The organism is Chloroflexota bacterium, assembly GCA_026706485.1.
GTDB lineage: Bacteria > Chloroflexota > UBA11872 > UBA11872 > UBA11872 > JAJECS01.
On the sequence record JAPOYR010000013.1, the window covers coordinates 65,004 to 82,218 of the forward strand.

At 66.6% G+C, this 17,215-nt stretch carries 12 protein-coding genes; 6 read left to right on the forward strand and 6 right to left on the reverse strand.

Going from position 1 to position 17,215, the window contains the following annotated elements; genetic code table 11:
• Positions 1-15: 15 nt before the first annotated feature.
• From OXG79_13830 to OXG79_13845, 4 genes are all read right to left on the reverse strand, one after another.
• Entirely contained in the window at positions 16-1,053 is a 1,038-nt protein-coding gene (locus OXG79_13830; protein MCY3784843.1) for an ABC transporter ATP-binding protein, read from the reverse strand.
• 7 nt (positions 1,054-1,060) lie between these two features.
• Complete coding sequence (locus tag OXG79_13835; GenBank protein MCY3784844.1) at positions 1,061-2,200, reverse strand: ABC transporter permease; 1,140 nt, start codon at positions 2,198-2,200, stop codon at positions 1,061-1,063.
• Positions 2,201-2,203: 3 nt separating this feature from the next.
• A complete protein-coding gene (locus OXG79_13840) occupies positions 2,204-3,214 on the reverse strand; it encodes an ABC transporter permease (protein ID MCY3784845.1) in 1,011 nt (336 codons plus the stop codon).
• 158 nt (positions 3,215-3,372) lie between these two features.
• Complete coding sequence (locus OXG79_13845) at positions 3,373-5,451, reverse strand: ABC transporter substrate-binding protein (protein MCY3784846.1); 2,079 nt, start codon at positions 5,449-5,451, stop codon at positions 3,373-3,375.
• A gap of 541 nt (positions 5,452-5,992) precedes the next feature.
• Between OXG79_13845 and OXG79_13850 the strand changes: the two genes are divergently transcribed.
• Positions 5,993-8,098 (forward strand): beta-galactosidase, encoded by a 2,106-nt coding sequence (locus OXG79_13850; GenBank protein MCY3784847.1) that lies wholly within the window; start codon positions 5,993-5,995, stop codon positions 8,096-8,098.
• 59 nt (positions 8,099-8,157) lie between these two features.
• A complete protein-coding gene (locus OXG79_13855; protein ID MCY3784848.1) occupies positions 8,158-10,101 on the forward strand; it encodes a hypothetical protein in 1,944 nt (647 codons plus the stop codon).
• Positions 10,102-10,116: 15 nt separating this feature from the next.
• Here the strand turns inward: OXG79_13855 and OXG79_13860 are convergent, their stop codons facing one another.
• The gene (locus OXG79_13860; protein MCY3784849.1) at positions 10,117-11,892 is read right to left on the reverse strand and encodes a family 10 glycosylhydrolase; all 1,776 of its coding nucleotides are present in this window, start codon (positions 11,890-11,892) and stop codon (positions 10,117-10,119) included.
• Positions 11,893-11,935: 43 nt separating this feature from the next.
• Between OXG79_13860 and OXG79_13865 the strand changes: the two genes are divergently transcribed.
• From OXG79_13865 to OXG79_13875, 3 genes are read left to right on the forward strand one after another with little or no spacing between them, the layout of a single operon-like run.
• Entirely contained in the window at positions 11,936-12,754 is an 819-nt protein-coding gene (locus OXG79_13865) for an aldolase/citrate lyase family protein (GenBank protein MCY3784850.1), read from the forward strand.
• 16 nt (positions 12,755-12,770) lie between these two features.
• Positions 12,771-14,108, forward strand: coding sequence for a sialidase family protein (locus tag OXG79_13870; protein MCY3784851.1), 1,338 nt, complete (start codon positions 12,771-12,773; stop codon positions 14,106-14,108).
• Positions 14,109-14,115: 7 nt separating this feature from the next.
• Positions 14,116-15,099: a TIM barrel protein gene (locus OXG79_13875; protein ID MCY3784852.1), complete on the forward strand. Its 984-nt coding sequence runs from the start codon at positions 14,116-14,118 to the stop codon at positions 15,097-15,099.
• A gap of 273 nt (positions 15,100-15,372) precedes the next feature.
• On the opposite strand, the gene OXG79_13880 is transcribed toward OXG79_13875, so the two are convergent.
• On the reverse strand, positions 15,373-15,861 hold the full coding sequence (locus tag OXG79_13880) for a VOC family protein (protein ID MCY3784853.1): 489 nt from the start codon (positions 15,859-15,861) through the stop codon (positions 15,373-15,375).
• Between the two features lie 101 nt (positions 15,862-15,962).
• Here OXG79_13880 and OXG79_13885 point away from each other — a divergent pair, with 101 nt between their 5' ends.
• Positions 15,963-17,201, forward strand: coding sequence for a hypothetical protein (locus OXG79_13885; protein MCY3784854.1), 1,239 nt, complete (start codon positions 15,963-15,965; stop codon positions 17,199-17,201).
• Positions 17,202-17,215 lie beyond the last annotated feature (14 nt).

A 17,215-nucleotide genomic window follows, 5' to 3' on the forward strand; every position in this document is an offset into this window, starting at 1 on the left:
TGCATCTCTTGCTCGCTACTCATAGAGCACACACCGTACGTGGTGGCCCGGCGACGTCTCGATCATTGCTGGCACGTCGGCGTCGCAGCGGCCGGGGATGAATTTGGGGCAGCGAGAGGCAAAGCCGCATTCCGCCGGCGGATTCAGCGGCACCGGCACCGTGCCGGCGATCGAGCTCAGCCGCTCGCCCCGCGTCAAGCCGATGCGTGGGATCGACTCCATGAGGGCCTGCGTGTATGGGTGCTGCGGTTCGCCGAAGATGGTTTCGACCGAGCCCTGCTCGACGACGCGCCCGAGGTACATCACGATCATCTGGTCGGCCATGTTCGCGATCACGCCAAGGTTGTGCGTGATGAACATGATCGACATGCCCATTTCCTTCTGCAGGTCCTGCATCAGGCGGAGAATCTGGGCCTGGATCGTCACGTCCAGCGCGGTCGTGGGCTCGTCGGCAATCAGCAGCTTGGGTCGCAGCACCAGCGCCATGGCGATCATGGCTCGCTGTCGCATTCCGCCGGAAAGCTCGTGCGGCAGCGCGTCGACCCGCCGTTCGGCTTCCGGAATGCCCACCTGGCTCAGGACCTCGATGGCACGCTCGCGGGCAGCCTGCTTCGAAACGTTCTCGTGCACCAGGATGGCTTCCATGATCTGGTTGCCAACGCTGTGGACGGGCGAGAAGGCCGTCATCGGCTCCTGGAAGATCATGGCGATGTCGCGCCCGCGAACGTCACGAATCTCCCGGCCGGATGGATGGAGCGACGCGAGATCAACGGTTTCGCCGTTGCGCCGCAACCAGATGTTGCCTTCGGTTTCGCCGGGCTTGGGCACGATCCGGAGAATCGATTGACCCGTCACGCTCTTACCACAGCCGGACTCGCCGACGATTCCGAGCGTTTCGTTGCGCCGAACGGCGAACGAGACGCCGTCAACGGCCTTCAGCGTTCCTTCATCCAGCTCGAAGTACGTTCGGACGTCGTTCAACTCGAGGATGACGTCTTCGTCCGTGAGCGCCTCTGATTCGGGCGCGGCGACGGGTGCTTGTTCTTCTGTCATGGCTCGCCTATCGGTACGGGTCTGCGGCGTCCCGCAGGCCGTCGCCCAGGAAGTTGAAGAGGAACACCGCGATGATTACGAAGAGCCCCGGAATCATCAGCCAGGGGAAGACCGCGATCACGCTTACGTTTTGCGCGTCCTGCATGAGCGTGCCCCAACTCACGGCGGGAGCGCGGATGCCCAGGCGCAGGAAGCTCAGTGTCGTTTCAGCCAGGATCATGCTCGGCACTTGCAGCGTGAGGTGCACGATCAAGTAGCTCATGAAGCCGGGCACCAAGTGGTCGAATAGCACGCGCATGTTGCCGGCGCCGGCTACCCGGGCTGCCATTACATAGTCGTTCTCGCGCAGCTCGAGGATCTTGCCGCGCACGACGCGGGCCAAGCCGGCCCAACCGACCACCGAGAGCACGATGGTGATGGCGAAGTAGGTCTGCAGCGGCGACCAAGTGATGGGCACCGCGGCGCTCAGTGACATCCAGAGCGGAATTGTGGGGACCGAAATTACAAACTCGATGAACCGCTGGATCAGCAGGTCAACCGTGCCGCCGAAATAGCCCGAGATTCCACCGATGATGACTCCCAGCACAAAGCTGAGGATCACGCCCACCAGTCCGATTGAAAGGCTGATGCGGGCCGCGGAAAGGGTGCGCGAGAAGACATCGCGTCCCAGCTCATCGGTGCCGAAGAGGTGGATGGTCGTCTCCTCGACGCCGAAGAAATGCCGGTCCCATTCAAACAGGCCCCAGAACTTGTAGGGCGCGCCTTGGGTGAAAAGGCCGATGGGGTGGACGAGCTCGGGGTCCTCTACAAACGTCCGTTTGAACGACTGCGGATCGACAAGGGCCTGGGTGCCGTACACGAACGGCATTTGCCAAGTCCCGCTGGCGTCGATCACATGAATTCGAGTCGGCGGCGAGGACAGCTTGTCGTGCCGATCTGTGAAGTCGTAGGGGATCCAGAAGTCGTAGGTGATGGCAAAGAAGTAGCCAAGGAGCAGCAGGACGCCGCTGGCGTAGCCCAGGCGGTGGCGGCGGAACTTCCGCCACATGAGCTGCCACTGCGAGGCGACGTAATACTGCTCTTCCTCGGTGAACTCACGGACTGAGACGCCGGATCCGGTGGTGGGTTCGAGTGAAGTTGTAGCCATAAGCTAGGCCGCCACGGCACGCTCTTGGCGAATCCGCGGATCCACCAGCGCCAATAGGATGTCGGAAAGGAATGTTCCAAAGATCACGAGGGCCCCTTCAACCATGACGATGCTGCCGGCCAGGAACATGTCCTGGGCCCGCAGCGCCGTCAGCAGCACGGGCCCGGTCATTGGCAAACTCAGGACGATGGCGACGATGGCATTGCCGCCGAAGATGCCCGGCAGGATGTAAGCAGTGCTGCTCACGATGGGGTTGAGCGCCAGACGCACCGGGTACTTGAAGAGCAGCTTGCGCTCGGACACGCCGCGCGCGCGGGCGGTGATCACGTACTGCTTGCCAAGCTCGTCGAGCAGCACGCCCCGCATCACCCGCATGGTGCTGGCAGTGCCGGCAGTGCCGAGCACTACCACAGGCACGATGAGGTGCTGGAGCATGTCGATGACTTTCTCGACCGACCAATCAGCCAGCGCATACTCGGGCGAAAACAGGCCGCCAGCCGTGATGTCGAAATACTTGAACAGCAGGTACATCAAGAGCAATGCCAGCATGAAGTTTGGAACCGCTAAGCCGATGAAGCCCACGGCGGTGAAGAAGTAGTCGCCGGGCCGATACTGATGCGTGGCCGAGTAGATGCCGATCGGGATGGCCACCGCAAAGGTGAAGATCAGCGCCAGCGTGGACAGGATGACCGTGAAGGGCAGGACCTCGGCCAGAATCTTCGTCACCGGCTGCTCGGCGGCGCGCCAGCTGCCGAATGAGCGGCCCAGGTCGCCGACCACAAAGCGGCCGGCCCAGTAGAAATACTGCTCGATGGGTGTGCGGTCGAGGCCGTAGTAGAGCTTGAGAGACTCGATTTCCTCGCGCTCGAGGAACGTGCCGGCCTGCTCCTGGCCGGCGATGTAGTTAGTGAGGAAGTCGCCCGGCGGAAGCTGGATGACGATAAAGACCACGACGCTCAACAGCCACCATCCGACGACCATGAATAGGAACCGTCGGACCAGATATGCCCTCATGCGTTGCGTCCCTCTCTGACGCCCAACCTCAACTCGCCAGTATCGTCCTCGGTCCGGTCAGGTCGCGGTGCCCGCTACCGTAGCGCACATTCCACGACCGTTGCCACCGGGAGCCGCCGACCGGATGGCCGGCGGCTCCCGGCGACCTTAGGTCGCGACTATGCGTCCGGGATGAACCACTGGAACGCGCGATAGGGCTTCGTGAAGTTGGCCCCAGCGCCGAACCACAGGTTCTCCTCGTCGTCCGGGAAGTTCTTCACCCGGTTGTTGATGATCACCGGCTGCGGGGCAAGCCCCACGGTGCCGATCACCGTCAACTGCTCCGCCTGCCACCCGAAGTACTGCCGACCGAGGTCGTCGTACTCCGCAGTGCCGGGCGCAGCCAGCTGCCAGGCGAACTTCAGGTCGGCGTTGGCCTTGATCTCCGCCGGCGGCTCCGCGCCCTCGGCGCCGTCGGTGGCGAACCATCGCGTCCAACCGCCGGCCCAGACGGCTCGCTTGCCCTTGTAGCCCCAGACCCACGGGACCCAGCGGGTGAAGTACCCGGCGGCTTCCGTGTGCTCGGTCCCGATCATGATCTCGGTGAGCTGGTCCAAGCGCTCCTCGTACAGCGGGCGCTCCATCTGGTTCCACTGGGTGTCGAGACCGACGTCACGCCAGTTCTCGGCCACCAGCTCGGCGATCGCGTCCTTCGGGCCTTCCTGGTCACCGATCTCGAAGATCAGCGTCAGGCGCTCACCGTCCGGTCGCAGTCGCCAGCCTTCGCCGTCGCGCTGGTCGAGGCCGATGCCATCGAGCAGCTCGTTGGCCTTGGCCGGGTCGAACTCGGTGTGGATCGTGCCCCAGTGGTCCTCGTAGAACGTGTAGCTCGGGAGGATGGTCCCCTGGAACGGCGTTGCCAGACCGAAGAACACCGCGTCGTTGATGGCGTCACGGTCGATGGCCACTGACAGCGCGATGCGGAAGTCGAGCTCCTGGAAGATCTCGGCAACCGCCGCGTCCTTGTACGTCCAGTTGGGCTGGAGCGCCAAGGCCGAGCTTCGGAGCGCCTTGCTGATCAGCGTCCGATAGTTGCCCGAGCCCTCGTTGTCGCGGTACAGCGGCATGTTGTTGAAGTCGAGCTCGAACTGCCCGAAGTCCAACGATCCCGCCGTAATGCGGATCTGGTAGACCTCTTTGTCCGACAGCAACTCGTAGTTCAGACCGTCCACGTAGGGAAGCTGGTTCCCCTCGGTGTCGACGATGTGGTAGTACGGGTTGCGGTCGAGCGACGCGCGGTCCGCCGAGTGGGCCGTCAGCGTCCACGGCGCCAGCACCGGGCGGTTCACCGCATGCTCGGTAAACCAGGTCTGGTGCGCGCCCCAGCGCATCTTGGCCTTGAAGAGCTGCGTCCAGTCGTCGAACCCCTCGTCGGTCGCCATCTTCGGGGCGTCCGCGTTGAAGTCCGCGTGGTACTGCTCCATGTAGTGCGAGGACAGGTAGAACCCGCGCTCGCTACCACCACGGCCCAGCCGGTCCAGCAGGATCGGCACGGGGTCCGGATAGGAGATCTCCACCGTCAGCTCGTCGGGCGTCTCGACCTTCGGCGGCTTGCCGTTGATCTTCGGGCCCGGGCCGGACGGCGAAAGCTCTTCATTCACCATGTAGTTGTCGAAGTGCCACTGGAAGTTGGCGGACGTGAACGGCGCCCCGTCCGACCACTTGTGGCCCTTGCGCAACTCGTAGACAACGGTGGTGCCGTCGGAGCTCACGTGGTGGCTCTTGACGGCGTCGTTGACCAGCGCGGTGCCCTCCATGTTGTAGGCCACGGCGTCGGTGCGGTTGGCGTTGCCAATGTCCACCGAAATCGCCACGCTGGCCCAGTTGGTGCGGCCACCGTAGTTGCCGATCGCTTCCCACGGCTGCCAGATCAGCGGCTCGTCGGGCAGGCGCTCTTCAACCGGCGGAAGCTCGCCTGCGGCAACCATGTCGGCCAGCGCCGGCGCTTCCTTGTAGTCCTTGCCGAGTTCATACGTCATGCCCGTGTTTCGGTCGTGCTCGGGCATCGCCATGACTTCGGCCGGGGCCTCCGTCGGAGCGGCCGTCGGCGCCTCGGTCATGGCGGCAGTCGGGGCGGCTGTGGGCGCGGCAGTCGGAGCCGGCGTTGCCGGCGCCGCGGTCGCCTCGGCTACCTCTTCGGCCTCACCACAAGCGGCCAGGACGCCAACTGCGGCGGCTCCGGCCGTGACGGCGAGCATTCGCCGTCTACTTAGCAACAGGTCCTTCGTCATCCTCTCCCCCTTCTGGTCTCTACGGTCCCTTGGCGACACTCCGGCCGCCGATTCGGCGCTCAGCGTGGCGCCAACGAACAACTGACGCACGCATGTCCTCTGCTCCCACGCGCGCCGAATCTAGAGATACGCGAACTTGCCACAGTCTGAATGGATGGCGTCGCGAACATCACGCCGAATATTGCCATATGCATCCGGCGCTGTCTGCCCCCCACTCGCGCGCCCGTGGCCACGAGCGCGCTACCGTCGAACTCCACCTGCTGGAAAAGCCTCCCTAGCGCTCGCAGCAGATGCTGCTTACGCAGCGGCCCAACCGGCCCGTTGGCGGTTCGGGTGCCGACGATACCCCTAAGCGAATTCGCATGTCAACGGCGCGGGACGGGGCGGCGGCTTTCCGCGCGCCCCAGGCCTCGCGGCAGTATTTCCCGCTCCGCCGATCACTCGCGCTGCCGGGAATTGGCGAGTAGCATGCCGCGGTACCGCCTGCCCCCGCACGGTGGCTTGCCGCATGTCTGAGCCAGCCTTCGTCAGCATTCCCGACCACCCGTTTCCCGTCGGCACGGAGCACTACCGCGGGCCGATTCCCAAGCTCGACGTGTGGGACGGCGACTATGCGCGCATCCGGGCCGCCGGGATGCGCATCGTGCGCAGCCACTCCTACTGGAACCACATGGAGCCCCGCCCCGGCCAGTACGAGCTGGACGACTTCGACATGATGTTCGACCTGGGCGAGAAGCACGGCCTATACGTGTGGCTCGACATAATGCTCGGCACCCACGGCGCGTGCCCCGAGTGGCTGACTCGCGAACACCCCGACATGCGGGTAGTGAACTATCTGGGGCAGGCGGTGTCGTCGCACGCGAGCGGGGCCTATCCCCAGGGCGGCGTGATCCACTGCTACGACCATCCGGCCTGGCGCGAATATGGCGGCGGCCTGCTGCGGCACGTCATCAATAGATATAAGGACAGGCCGAGTCTGCTGATCTGGGGGCTCTGGGACGGCGTCAACTACTCCGCCGCCTGGAGCCCGCAGGGCGGTGGCTACCCGTGCTACTGCGACTACACCCTCGCGAAATACAAGGCGTGGTTGCGCGATCGGTACACCCTCGACGAGCTGAACGAACGCTTTCTCCGCCGCTACCGGCGCTGGGAAGACGTGGATCCGCCGCGCTCGCACAACAACGTCGTCGAGATGCTGGTCTATCGCCGGTTCCACTACGAAAACCTGGCCGACCACTTGAAGTGGATGGTGGACACGGCGAACGCCATCGACCCCCACCACGAGAAGCGGGCCCACGGCGCGTGGTTCCCGCGGCCCTGGGATGAGATTTGCGCGCCTTACGCCGACAGCTGGGGCATGTCCATGCCGTCCAACAACCTGTTGACGTCGGACGACCCCTACAAAATTGCCGAGCGGGCCTTCTCCTTCGATTGGTCGCGCAGCGTCGGCAAGAACGGTCGCTGGTGGAACGAGGAGATCTACGCGGGCATGTCACCGGGCGGCGTGACCTGGAGCAAGCAGTCGGACCCGCAAGAGACGACGACGCTTCTCTGGATGACCCTGGCCCACGGCGCCGCCGGGGCGATGTTCTGGCAATTCCGCCCCGAGTATTTGAGCTTCGAGTCGCCGGGGTATTGCCTGACCGCGCTCGACGGGCGTGACACGCCACGGCTCACATCCGCCGAGGAAGCGGTGTCGCAAATCCAGGGTTTGCGCGAGCACCTGCCGCTGGATTGTCCGCCCGCCGACGTGGCCGTGATCTATCACCCGGAATCCCAGGAGCTGTTTAACTACAACGAGGAGGGCGACCGATTCGTGGCCGACGTGCGCGGCGTCTACCGCACGTTGTGGGCCAATGGCATCCCCGCCGACGTGCTCTCGCCCAACATGGACTGGTCCGGCTACAAGCTCGTGATCATGCCCAACGCGGCGCTCATGACCGAGGCGCTGCAACGCCGGATCGAAGCGACCCTCGAGCATTCGCCGGAGACGCGAATCGTCGCCGAGGGCAGTTTTGGCATGTACTCTGCCGACGGCCAATCGAGCTACGGCCCCCCGGAGGGGTTCGCCGAGCGGTTCGGCGTGCGCGTGGCCGACTTTTCTGGAGTCTCCGAATTCGATATCCGCGAGGGCCGCAACCAACTGACGACGGCCTATGGCGACCTTTCGATCACCTCCGAGTGCGGCTACGCCGTGCTCGAGCCGCTGGGCACGACGAAAGCCGTGGCCACGCTGGAAGGCGAAACGGTCGCGGTGCAGACGGCGGACGCCCGCTTTACCTGGTTCGGTCTCACGACCTCGGCCGGCTTCGGCGACGTGGGAGTGCCGGAGGTGGTGCTGGGGCTGGCGCGCGACGCCGGCGTATCGGCGCCCATCGACGTCACGGGCGACCCGGTCGTGCCGGTGGCGCGGCGCTCGCGCCTTGGGGGACGTCTCCTATTCGTCTTCAACGTCGAGCGCACCGCGGCGCGATCTCGTCTGCGTCCGCGCGAAGCCGTCGTGTCGGCGCGCGATTTGCTCACGCACACGGACCTGCCGGTGACCGACGGCGCCTTCGATCTGGAAATCGAGCCCTGGGGCCGCGCGGTCGTTCACCTGCCGGATCACGCATGACTCGCACGCGGCAATCGCTGGGTATGACCGGCCGGGCCGCCGGCTAGCGCGTCACACCCATGGCTGCACCTCGACGACGCCCCGTCTGGTCACGGCTCCGCGAAGGCAGCGGCGGCACGGTCACGTGCCTCGCCGCCGCGCCGATCGGCTCGGGGTCGTCGGCCGTGCTGGCGGGGACGTTGAGCGGGCTCTTTCTATCGCCGGACGGTGGGCAAAGCTGGGTGCGCGCGGCCGGCGGCATCGGCGCGCCCTACGTGCAGTCGGCGGCGGTGTCCCCGGCGTTTGCCACCGACCACACGCTGCTGGCTGGCACCGTCGACGCTTCGGCATTCGTCTCCATCGACGGCGGGGCCACGTGGCGCGACACATTCTTCTGGGGCGCCAAAGCCAGTGTCACGTCCGCCGCCTTTTCGCCGCAATACGCCCAGGATCGACTTGCGCTGGTGGGAACCGAAAGCGACGGAGTTTACGTGTCGGCCAACCTCGGTCGGACATGGAACGCGCAAAATGACGGCCTGGACGACCAGCAGGTCCTCGCCGTGGCCGTGTCGCCGGGCCCCCCGCACCAGGAGCGCGTGCTTGCCGGAACCGCCAGCGGCCTGTACATGCGTTCCCGAGGCGCGAGCGCCTGGCAGTTGGCCGACGACTGCGCCAAGGGCCACCCCATTCAGGCGCTGGAGTTCGTGGCGCATCCGGATGCGTACACGGCCTATGCCGCCACCGAAGGCGCCGGTCTCTATCGCACGACAACCAATGGGCTCACCTGGCAGCAGGTACCCGAGGTCGGCGCCTCGACGACCGTGAACGCTCTGGTGATCTCTCCCAACTACGGCCAAGACGGCATGGTCGTCATCGCATCCGCCGAGCGCGGCTTGCTGCGGACGAGTGACCGCGGGGAGACCTGGGAGCAAGTCGGCAACATCGACGGGCGCCTGGTCTTGACCCTGGCCGCCGTGGAATCCGGCGGCGGATGGGCGCTATTGGCCGGCCTCTATGAGGGCGGTGTCTGGCGTTCCGACGATCATGGTGAGACGTGGCGGCGCAGCGACGACGGCCTCGCCAGTCGTCCGCTGCTTGCGCTGGCCGCCTCCCCGGCCTTCGCGGACGACGGCACCCTGATCGCCGGCACCGCCGACGAAGGGCTGCTGTGTTCGCACGACGCCGGTCGCACCTGGTCCCCGCCGGCTGCGTCGCCCGACGAGCCGACGATCTCCACGCTGGCCATGTCGCCCGACTTCGGCAACGACAAGCGTGTGCTCGCCATTGCTGGAGCAGACGTTCAGCAAAGCACCGACGGCGGTCGGCACTGGGACGCATTGACCGGCCTGCCTGAAGCCCTTTCCCCCGCGAGCCTCACGATCGGGGCCGGGGGACGCCTGGCGGTCGGCGGCGCGGGCGGTGAGTTGCACCTTTCGGACGATGGCGGATCAACATGGCGCCAGGTTGCGGAGCGATTCGGCAACGGGCGCGTGGTGGCGATTGCCTTTTCGCCGCGGGTGGCCAACGACGGGACGATCTTCGTCACCTCCATTGCGGAGGGACGCATTCGCCTCTATCACACGCGCGACGCCGGGGTGACCTGGGTGCGGGTATTCGAGAGGGGCGCGCGCGGGCAATTGGCTCCGATCGCCATGCCATCCAACTACCGCGATGCGCGCGCGTTCGTGGGCGTGGTTGCCGGGCGCGATGTCTTCACGCCCAACGGCCCGCGCATGGCGTCATGGGTCGAAGGCCGGGTGAGCGTCGATCGGCTAGCGGCGGTTACGAGCCTGGTGGTGTCGCCGAACTTCGGGCGCACGGGCCGATTCTATGCCGGCACGGGCCTGGGGCTGTTCTACTCGCGCGACAAAGGGCACACCTGGAGTTCAACCGGCGGCCGCGACGCTCCCGCAAACGTGACCTGCGTCACTGCGGCCACGGAAGCCTCCGGCGCCGAGGCGGTGTTCGCCGGAACGCTGGACGGCGATGTCTGGCGCCGAGGTCCGCGCGAAGCGACCGACTAACGCGGTCGCCGGCCCCTAGCCGGGCGTGTCGTAGGAGAAGTCCCAGTCACCCAGCGTCGTCAGCGTGTGCTGCGGCGCTGAAAGGTCCGGTTTTCCTGCCGCATGCCAGGCCTCGACATCTTCGCGGTGCCCCAGTGAGCGCAGGCCCTTAAAGGAATCGTGTGCCGTGGTGCAGTCCCAGAAGAACAGCCGCTCGACGCCCGTGCGATAGATGCGCGCCGCGGCGTGCTGGTATTCCTCCGGCGTCATGGACCGCGGCAGCACGCTCGCGGCCAACTCGACCGGCGTGTCACGCACCAGGTCCAAGAAGAATTCGAGCTGCCGCTCGGGTTCGTCCCAGGCGGGCACCCGGCTGTTGAGCTCCGGCGCCGAGGTGTAGGGAATGATCGTGTCGATCAGGCCCTCGGACACCCAGGCTTGCAGATCCAGGGCGCGGTGCAGGTTCTCGGCCTCGTCCTTCATCACGATCGCGGAGACGCTGATCGGCTTGTCACGACCGGTGGCCGCGGCCACCTCCGCCAGCCCGGCTCGCAGCTCGCGCATGAAGTCGGTCATCACGCGCGCTCTGAATCGCAGCCAGTCCGGGTCGTGCTCGTCAAGCTCGCGCGGGTCATGGCCCGAGGCGGCCTTGAAGGCCTCGACGATATGCGGCTCGTATTCCGTGAACGGCGGCCGGCGGTTGTAGAGCAGGCACACGCCGTCAACCGGCTTCTCGGCCATCTCCCTCAATAGAGAGATAGCAAATGCGCGGAAGCCCGGATAGGCGTAGGAGAGCCGCGGCGTGATCCGACCCTCGCGATCCACGCTGCGCCACTCGGGATGCGCCTCGAACACTCCGTCGCCCGAATTGAAGTGATCGTTGGGCGGCGGATAGTGGAAGCCCGTCACGCGCCACGAGGCGTGAATCTCCAGGCCCATGTCGTGGGCGTGCTCGATGGCGACGTCGTAGGGGTCGACGCCCTGGTCCCGGAAGATCCTCCAGGCCTCTGACTGCTTCCGGTAGCCAACGTGTGAGAAGTCCTCGTGAGCGTCCAGCGTGTGATCGCGGGCGATCTTGGTGAAGTAGTTCAGCAGGTCGCCGCCGCCGGTTTCGAGATAGATCCGCTCGAAGTCGGTGTTGCGGTACGGCTCGAGGTGCCCCTGAACGTCCTCCGGCGTGTGCGCTCGGATATGGCCCATCCAGCCGTGGTTGTCGTCGTGGGCGTAGAGGCGCTTGGTGTCCGTGCGCGCGCGGTCGGCCTTCAGCGCCGCCACCTCGCTGTCGGTGAGGGGCACGAGCTTGACGTAGGCCGGCCGGGCCGGCTCGCAGTCGCAGATGCCGTCCGGCTGGTTGACGTCCGCCGACACGGCGATCTGCTTGAACTGCATGTCCTGACCGGTGAGGTCGGCGATCTTGAAGAACGTCTCCGCCAGCAGCACGCCGCCGCCGGGCTGCGGGTTGATGCGCGGCGGGAGATGCATATTGGTGAAGCCGCGTTCGCCGCTGAGCTTCGCCAGCAGGTTGCCGCTCCACTCGTAGAGCTCGTGGTCGTGCACCATCTGGCCGATCGAGATCGCGTGCCAGCCGCTCACGCCGAGCGGCAAGGTGACCTCCGGCGCCGCCGTGTTGTCGCCGGCGTAGAGCAGCGTGCCGCTCAGGTCGGCCGTGGAATAGGCAAACGCGCGCCAGCGGCCCGTCTTGGACTCGCTCGACAGCGCGTCCGCCGGCTGGCAGCGGTCGAGATTCGTCAGATAGATCGGCGGCTGGGACAGACCGAGATCGCCGATGTGTGCGGTGCCTGCTGTGGACATTCGGAACCACCTTTGCGGCAAGCGGGCGGGACATTCGGCCGCGGTGGGCGGCCGCCACGGTGCCGCAGTATGCTCCGGTCGGCACGACCTCGCCAAAACGAACGCGGTGATCTTCCCCAATCCGGTCAAAGAGAAGCTCGCGCGGGGCGAGGTGTCGATCGGCTCCTGGCTCAACCTGGCCTCGCCGCTGGCGGCGGAGGTGCTGGCCGAGGCCGGCTATGAATGGCTCGCCATCGACGCCGAGCACACACCGTGGGACCTCGGCGAAATCACGCACGCCGTGCGGGCGATCGAGGCCCGGGGCGCGGTGCCGATGGCTCGCGCCTGGTCGCACGAACCCGAGGGAATCGGACGCATCCTGGACACCGGCGTGATGGGCCTGATCGTGCCGCACGTGAGCACGGTGGAACAGGCGGAGGCCATTGCCGATGCGGTGCGCTTCGCGCCGCGCGGCCATCGGTCGGGCGGCAACTCGCGCGCGGCGATCTCCGCCGACTACGTGTCAGGCATCAACGACAACCTGCTCGTGTGCCCGCAGATCGAGGACCGCGAAGGCGTCGACAACATCGCCGAGATCATGGCGGTGGACGGCATGGACGTCGCGTTCATCGGTCCGAATGATCTCGTCGTCGCGATGGGCTACACGCGCGCCGACGTCTATCGCGTGCCGGAGCACTTGGAAGCCATGGCCCGAATCCTCGCCGGCGCGCAGACCAACGGCAAGCCCGCGGGAACGCCGGCCCCGACGGTCGCGCACGCGCGGCAATTCATCGCGCAAGGGTTCACCTTCATCGATCTCTCCAGCGACCTGCGCATGCTGGCCCAGGTCGCGTCGCAGGAACTGCAGGCGGCCCGCGCCTGAGCTGAAAGGACGACCCATGGCTCCCGCATCGACCGCCGCCGAACGTTGGGCCGACGCTCACGTGAGCGACCCGGACTTCGTGGTCTACATCCCGCAGGACGGCGACACGCCGGCGCATCGCGAGGCGTCGGAGAACGGGCCGTGGGACGCGGGCAACGTGCACTTCGTGGTCACCGCCACGACGACCGGCGCGTTGCTGGGAACCTGGACCCAGGCAGACGCCGACAGCTTTCACGGACCCAACGCCCGCGTGGCCGTGGCGCGCAGCGAAGACCGGGGCCGCACCTGGAGCCGGCCGACGGTGCTCGACGCGCCGCCCGCAGGCACGGAGCAAACCGCGGTGTGGTCGGTTCCGGTCGTCGTGCCGCACTCAGGCCGCGTGTGGATCTTCTATCACCGCAACACCGGTCCGGTGGACTTCGATCGCGGCATGACCGGCGTGCTGGCCTGGCGCGTCTCGGACGACGATGGCCACACCTGGGGACCGCGGCACGATACCGCTATCGGCCGCGGCGCCATCGACGATCCAAACCCTGACATGCTCAGCAGTTGGGTCACCTCAGGCTGGCAGGCGCCCATCGTCACCCGGCGCGGCAGCGTGATGTGCCCGATCACGCGTTGGGCGGGCAACGCCTTCCAAGGGCAGTTCGAGACCGTCACGCCCGAGATCGGCTTCAACCAGCGACACCACGAGGCGTGGTTCCTGCGCTTCGACAACGTGATGACGGTGGACGATCCGGCCGACCTGGTGGTGACCACCTGGCCGGACGCCGACCACGGCATCCGCGTGCCCCAGCCGCGGGATCCGCGCATGAGCACGGCGATGGAACCGAGCATTCAGCCCCTCGGCGACGGGCGCATCGTCTGCGTGCTGCGGACCATGACCGGGTACATCTGGTACTCGGTGTCGAGCGACGACGGACAGTCCTGGTCCGAGGCCGAGATGCTGCGTTTCCAGCCCGGCGGCCCGCCCGTTCCCCACCCGTCGGCGCCGTGTCCGCTCTACAAACTGCGGGACGGGCGCTATCTGCTGTTCTTCCACAACAACGACGGCACCGGCAACGGCGGCACCGGACCGGGCAGCGGCGAGTCTCGCCGACCGATATTCGTCAGCGTCGGGCGCGAGATCGACAATCCCGGCGGCCAGCCGCTGGTTTTCGGGCGTCCGCACCTCATCGTCGACAACGCCTGGGCGACCTCGGTGACTCGTGGGCGTCCGGGTGGCCTCGCCGCCTACGGTAGCCTGACCGACTTCGCCGACGAAGTCATCCTCTGGTACTGCGACCGCATGCAGTATTTGCTCGGCCGGCGGTTGACCGACGTGATGCTCGACGACACCTGGCTCCCGCGGTGAGCCCAGCGTGAGCAACTGCGACTGGCGGCCACGGTTTTCGGACGGTCTCTACCGGCACTTTCAGACGCGTCACGTCGATGGGCCGTCGAACGACGAGATCGACGCCGCGTTCCGGCACATGGACGGTGTGCCGGACGTCGAGGGCGTGGAGTGCTTCAGCCGCACGACCGTCACGCTGGAGAACGCCGCGCACGTCAAACGGCGGCTGGACGAGCGCGGGCTGGTCTGCGCCATGGTGTCGCACGGCGAGACCGTCGCGCGCGGGTTCCCCAAGGCGCTCTGGACGTCGCCCGAAGCGGTCGACCGGCGAATCGCGATCGACATGGCGCTGTACTCGATCGAGGTGGCTCGCGCCCTCGATGCGAGGGGCATCTATCTGTTCACCGCCCTCGATGGGCCTGACTATCCATTCCAGCAAGACTTTCGGCGCGCGCGCCGATTCACCCTGGAGGCGCTGCGCGAGATCTGCGACGCGGCGGGCGACCTGCTCGTGGCGCTCGAATACCGCATTCACACGCCCAAGGGCTGGTCCAACATCGGCTCGATGGCGGCCACGCTGGACCTGGCCAACGAGGTCGGACGCCCGAACCTCGGCGCGCAGCTCGAGGTGGCCCACACGCTGCTCAGCCACGAAAACCTCGGCCAGGCCGCCTGGGACGCGGCGCGCCTGGGACGGCTGCATCACCTGCACCTCAACGACACCCAGCTGCCGACCGACATCGGCACGATCTTCGCCAGCCAGCACTTTTGGGAGTGCCTGGAGTTGCTCTACTGGCTGCGCGAGGCCGACTACGGCGGATTCCTGGGGATCGATTGCTTCTGGTGGCAGGTCGACTCGGCGTTGAACGCCGCGCAACAGGTCCACAACATCCACTTCATGCTGCGGGTGCTGGACGCCCTGGACGACTCGGCCTTTCGCGAGGCGATGGGCGACCAGGACATCCTGGCGACCCAGCGCATGCTGTGGGAGGCGCTGCGGCAGGCGAGGTAGGGGCGGCCTACCCGGATAACCCGAAGACCGCGGACGGGCGCCCACCAGGGGCGCCCCTACAGGGAATCCGGAAGCTGCCCGATTTTGGTCACCGCGAATTGGCGGCAATGTTAGCCCCGAGCGGGGGAAAGGCGCTGCCAACGGGGACGGTCCCACGCTGCGCGCAGCGTGGGCCACCGGATACCGAAGGCGGATCGGGTGTCCACCAGAGGCGCCCCTACACGGGATTGGGGTTTTGAGGGGCGGCCGGGATTTGGGATTGTAGGGGCAGCCCTAGTGGCTGCCCGAATCCACCTGGCTGTCCCCCGGATGCCGCACGTCGGGCAGCCGTTCGTTGAACTCCACCACGTTTCCCTCGGGGTCCTTGGCGTAGAGCACGCGGCGCCAGAGACGGGGCCAGTCCACCGGCCCGCCCCACACGTCCAGGCCCTCCGCGCGCAGCGCGTCGACAATTGGATCCAACTCATCAACCACGAACTGCACGTGATTCGGACCGCTGCCTGATGGCCCCCGGGCGGGTGTCGCATCGGGATGGTTGTGGTACTTGAGCAGCTCCAGGGCTTCGGGACGCTCCGCCGTGCCCAGGAAGACGGCTTCGAGCACGACGCCCGATAGCCCGGTCAATTCGTCGATGTGCGGACCCTCGAGGGTCGCGCGGCGCGTTTCCCGCAGGCCCGCCACGCGTATGTAGAAATCGCGCATGCGGTCCATGTCCCGGACCACCAGGCCAACGTGACCTACGGTAGGGGCGCTGGGGGACATTGCCGACCTCAAGAGAACGGGGCGGCATTCTTGCATGAAGCGCCGACCGCGATGCGAGACTTGAAGACGTTGGGGATCACGAGACGCATCGAGCCTCGGCCATGAGCTACGACCTCGCCGAGAACTACGACCTCACCGACCGACTGAGAGGCTGGACGGGGTTTCGGATCGGCGCCGTGGCCGGCCTGGTGATCGCCGTCGCCTGGATCCATCAAGTCGGCCTGGCGCCGGCCGTGCTCGCGGGCGACACCTTTGCCCTGGGCATCGGCCTTCACACGGTCATCTTTGGGTTGCTGCTGGCCGGCTGGATCTGGGGGCTGCTGTTCCGCCTGCGCGGCGGCTTTTCCTGGGCGGCCGGGCTGGCGGTGGCGCTTGGCCTGGTGACTGGACTCATTGCCTGGCTCGACACCTTCATTGGTTGGGGGCTCGATTGGCAGATCGGGGAGCGCGCCCTGCTCGTGCCCGCGGAGGCCCGTCCGAAGGGCTTTGGACTGGCCTTGCTCGCCGGCACGCTGTGGGCGGTCGCCAGCGCCGCATTCGTGTTTGTCTTCGCGATTGTCGCGGCGCTCATCGGTGCTACTACGCTGCGGCGCTTGGTCGAGCCGTGGGCCGGGCGCGTGTTCCCCCGGATCGTGGATGGGCTGCCTGACTTCTGGCACGCATTCCTCGCGGCTCGCGGAAACGACGAGGCCCCACAGCGAGCGAGCCCGGCGCTGAGAGCCCAGCGTCGTCTCCCCGAGCGCGCACAAGCGTGGCGGACGGTCTATGGGCGCGCGGTGCTGATCCTGGCGTACGGCGCGGCCGTGCTCACGCAATTGTGGATCGAGCCCGCCGAGCGTGCGGACGCGGCGTTCATGTTCGGCATGTTCGCGATGGCCGACGGCGCGTTGCTGTTGGTGCTCGCAGACCGGAGCCGCGCCTTCGCGCCCGCCCGGCGCCAACTACGCCTCGAAGCGGCGGTATCGATCGTGATTGGGCTCATCGCCGCCGTCATCTCGTTTGGCCTCGGCCGCCCAATGCCTTTCGAGCTGTTCTATGGACTGGTTGCCGTGTGGGCGATGCTGACGGCCACGGCGCAGTTTTCGGTGTCATTTACCATGCGCCACGGCGATTCCGCGCACCTCGTCATCCTCTATACGATCTTTATCGCCGTGACCCGGCTCGTCTACGGCGTCGAAGCCGCGGCCGCTCCCGAGGTCGTGCGCCTGGCCAACACCCAGAGCGTGATTCTCATGGCCGTCGTGGTGCTGACGGCCATGCTCTACGTGCTCCTCGCGAATGTCCTGCGGGAGTGGCCGCGATCGGAGTTCGAAGCGGCGGGGCGATCCGCGCGCACCTGAGGTCGTTGGCCTCG

Bases quoted from the DNA above. Each gene is read 5' to 3' on its own strand.
- OXG79_13885 (MCY3784854.1), top strand. From the start codon at position 15,963: ATGAGCTACGACCTCGCCGAGAACTACGACCTCACCGACCGACTGAGA.
- OXG79_13830 (MCY3784843.1), bottom strand. From the start codon at position 1,053: ATGACAGAAGAACAAGCACCCGTCGCCGCGCCCGAATCAGAGGCGCTC.
- OXG79_13855 (MCY3784848.1), top strand. From the start codon at position 8,158: ATGGCTGCACCTCGACGACGCCCCGTCTGGTCACGGCTCCGCGAAGGC.
- OXG79_13860 (MCY3784849.1), bottom strand. From the start codon at position 11,892: ATGTCCACAGCAGGCACCGCACACATCGGCGATCTCGGTCTGTCCCAG.
- OXG79_13840 (MCY3784845.1), bottom strand. From the start codon at position 3,214: ATGAGGGCATATCTGGTCCGACGGTTCCTATTCATGGTCGTCGGATGG.
- OXG79_13850 (MCY3784847.1), top strand. From the start codon at position 5,993: ATGTCTGAGCCAGCCTTCGTCAGCATTCCCGACCACCCGTTTCCCGTC.
- OXG79_13880 (MCY3784853.1), bottom strand. From the start codon at position 15,861: ATGTCCCCCAGCGCCCCTACCGTAGGTCACGTTGGCCTGGTGGTCCGG.
- OXG79_13835 (MCY3784844.1), bottom strand. From the start codon at position 2,200: ATGGCTACAACTTCACTCGAACCCACCACCGGATCCGGCGTCTCAGTC.
- OXG79_13870 (MCY3784851.1), top strand. From the start codon at position 12,771: ATGGCTCCCGCATCGACCGCCGCCGAACGTTGGGCCGACGCTCACGTG.
- OXG79_13845 (MCY3784846.1), bottom strand. From the start codon at position 5,451: ATGCTCGCCGTCACGGCCGGAGCCGCCGCAGTTGGCGTCCTGGCCGCT.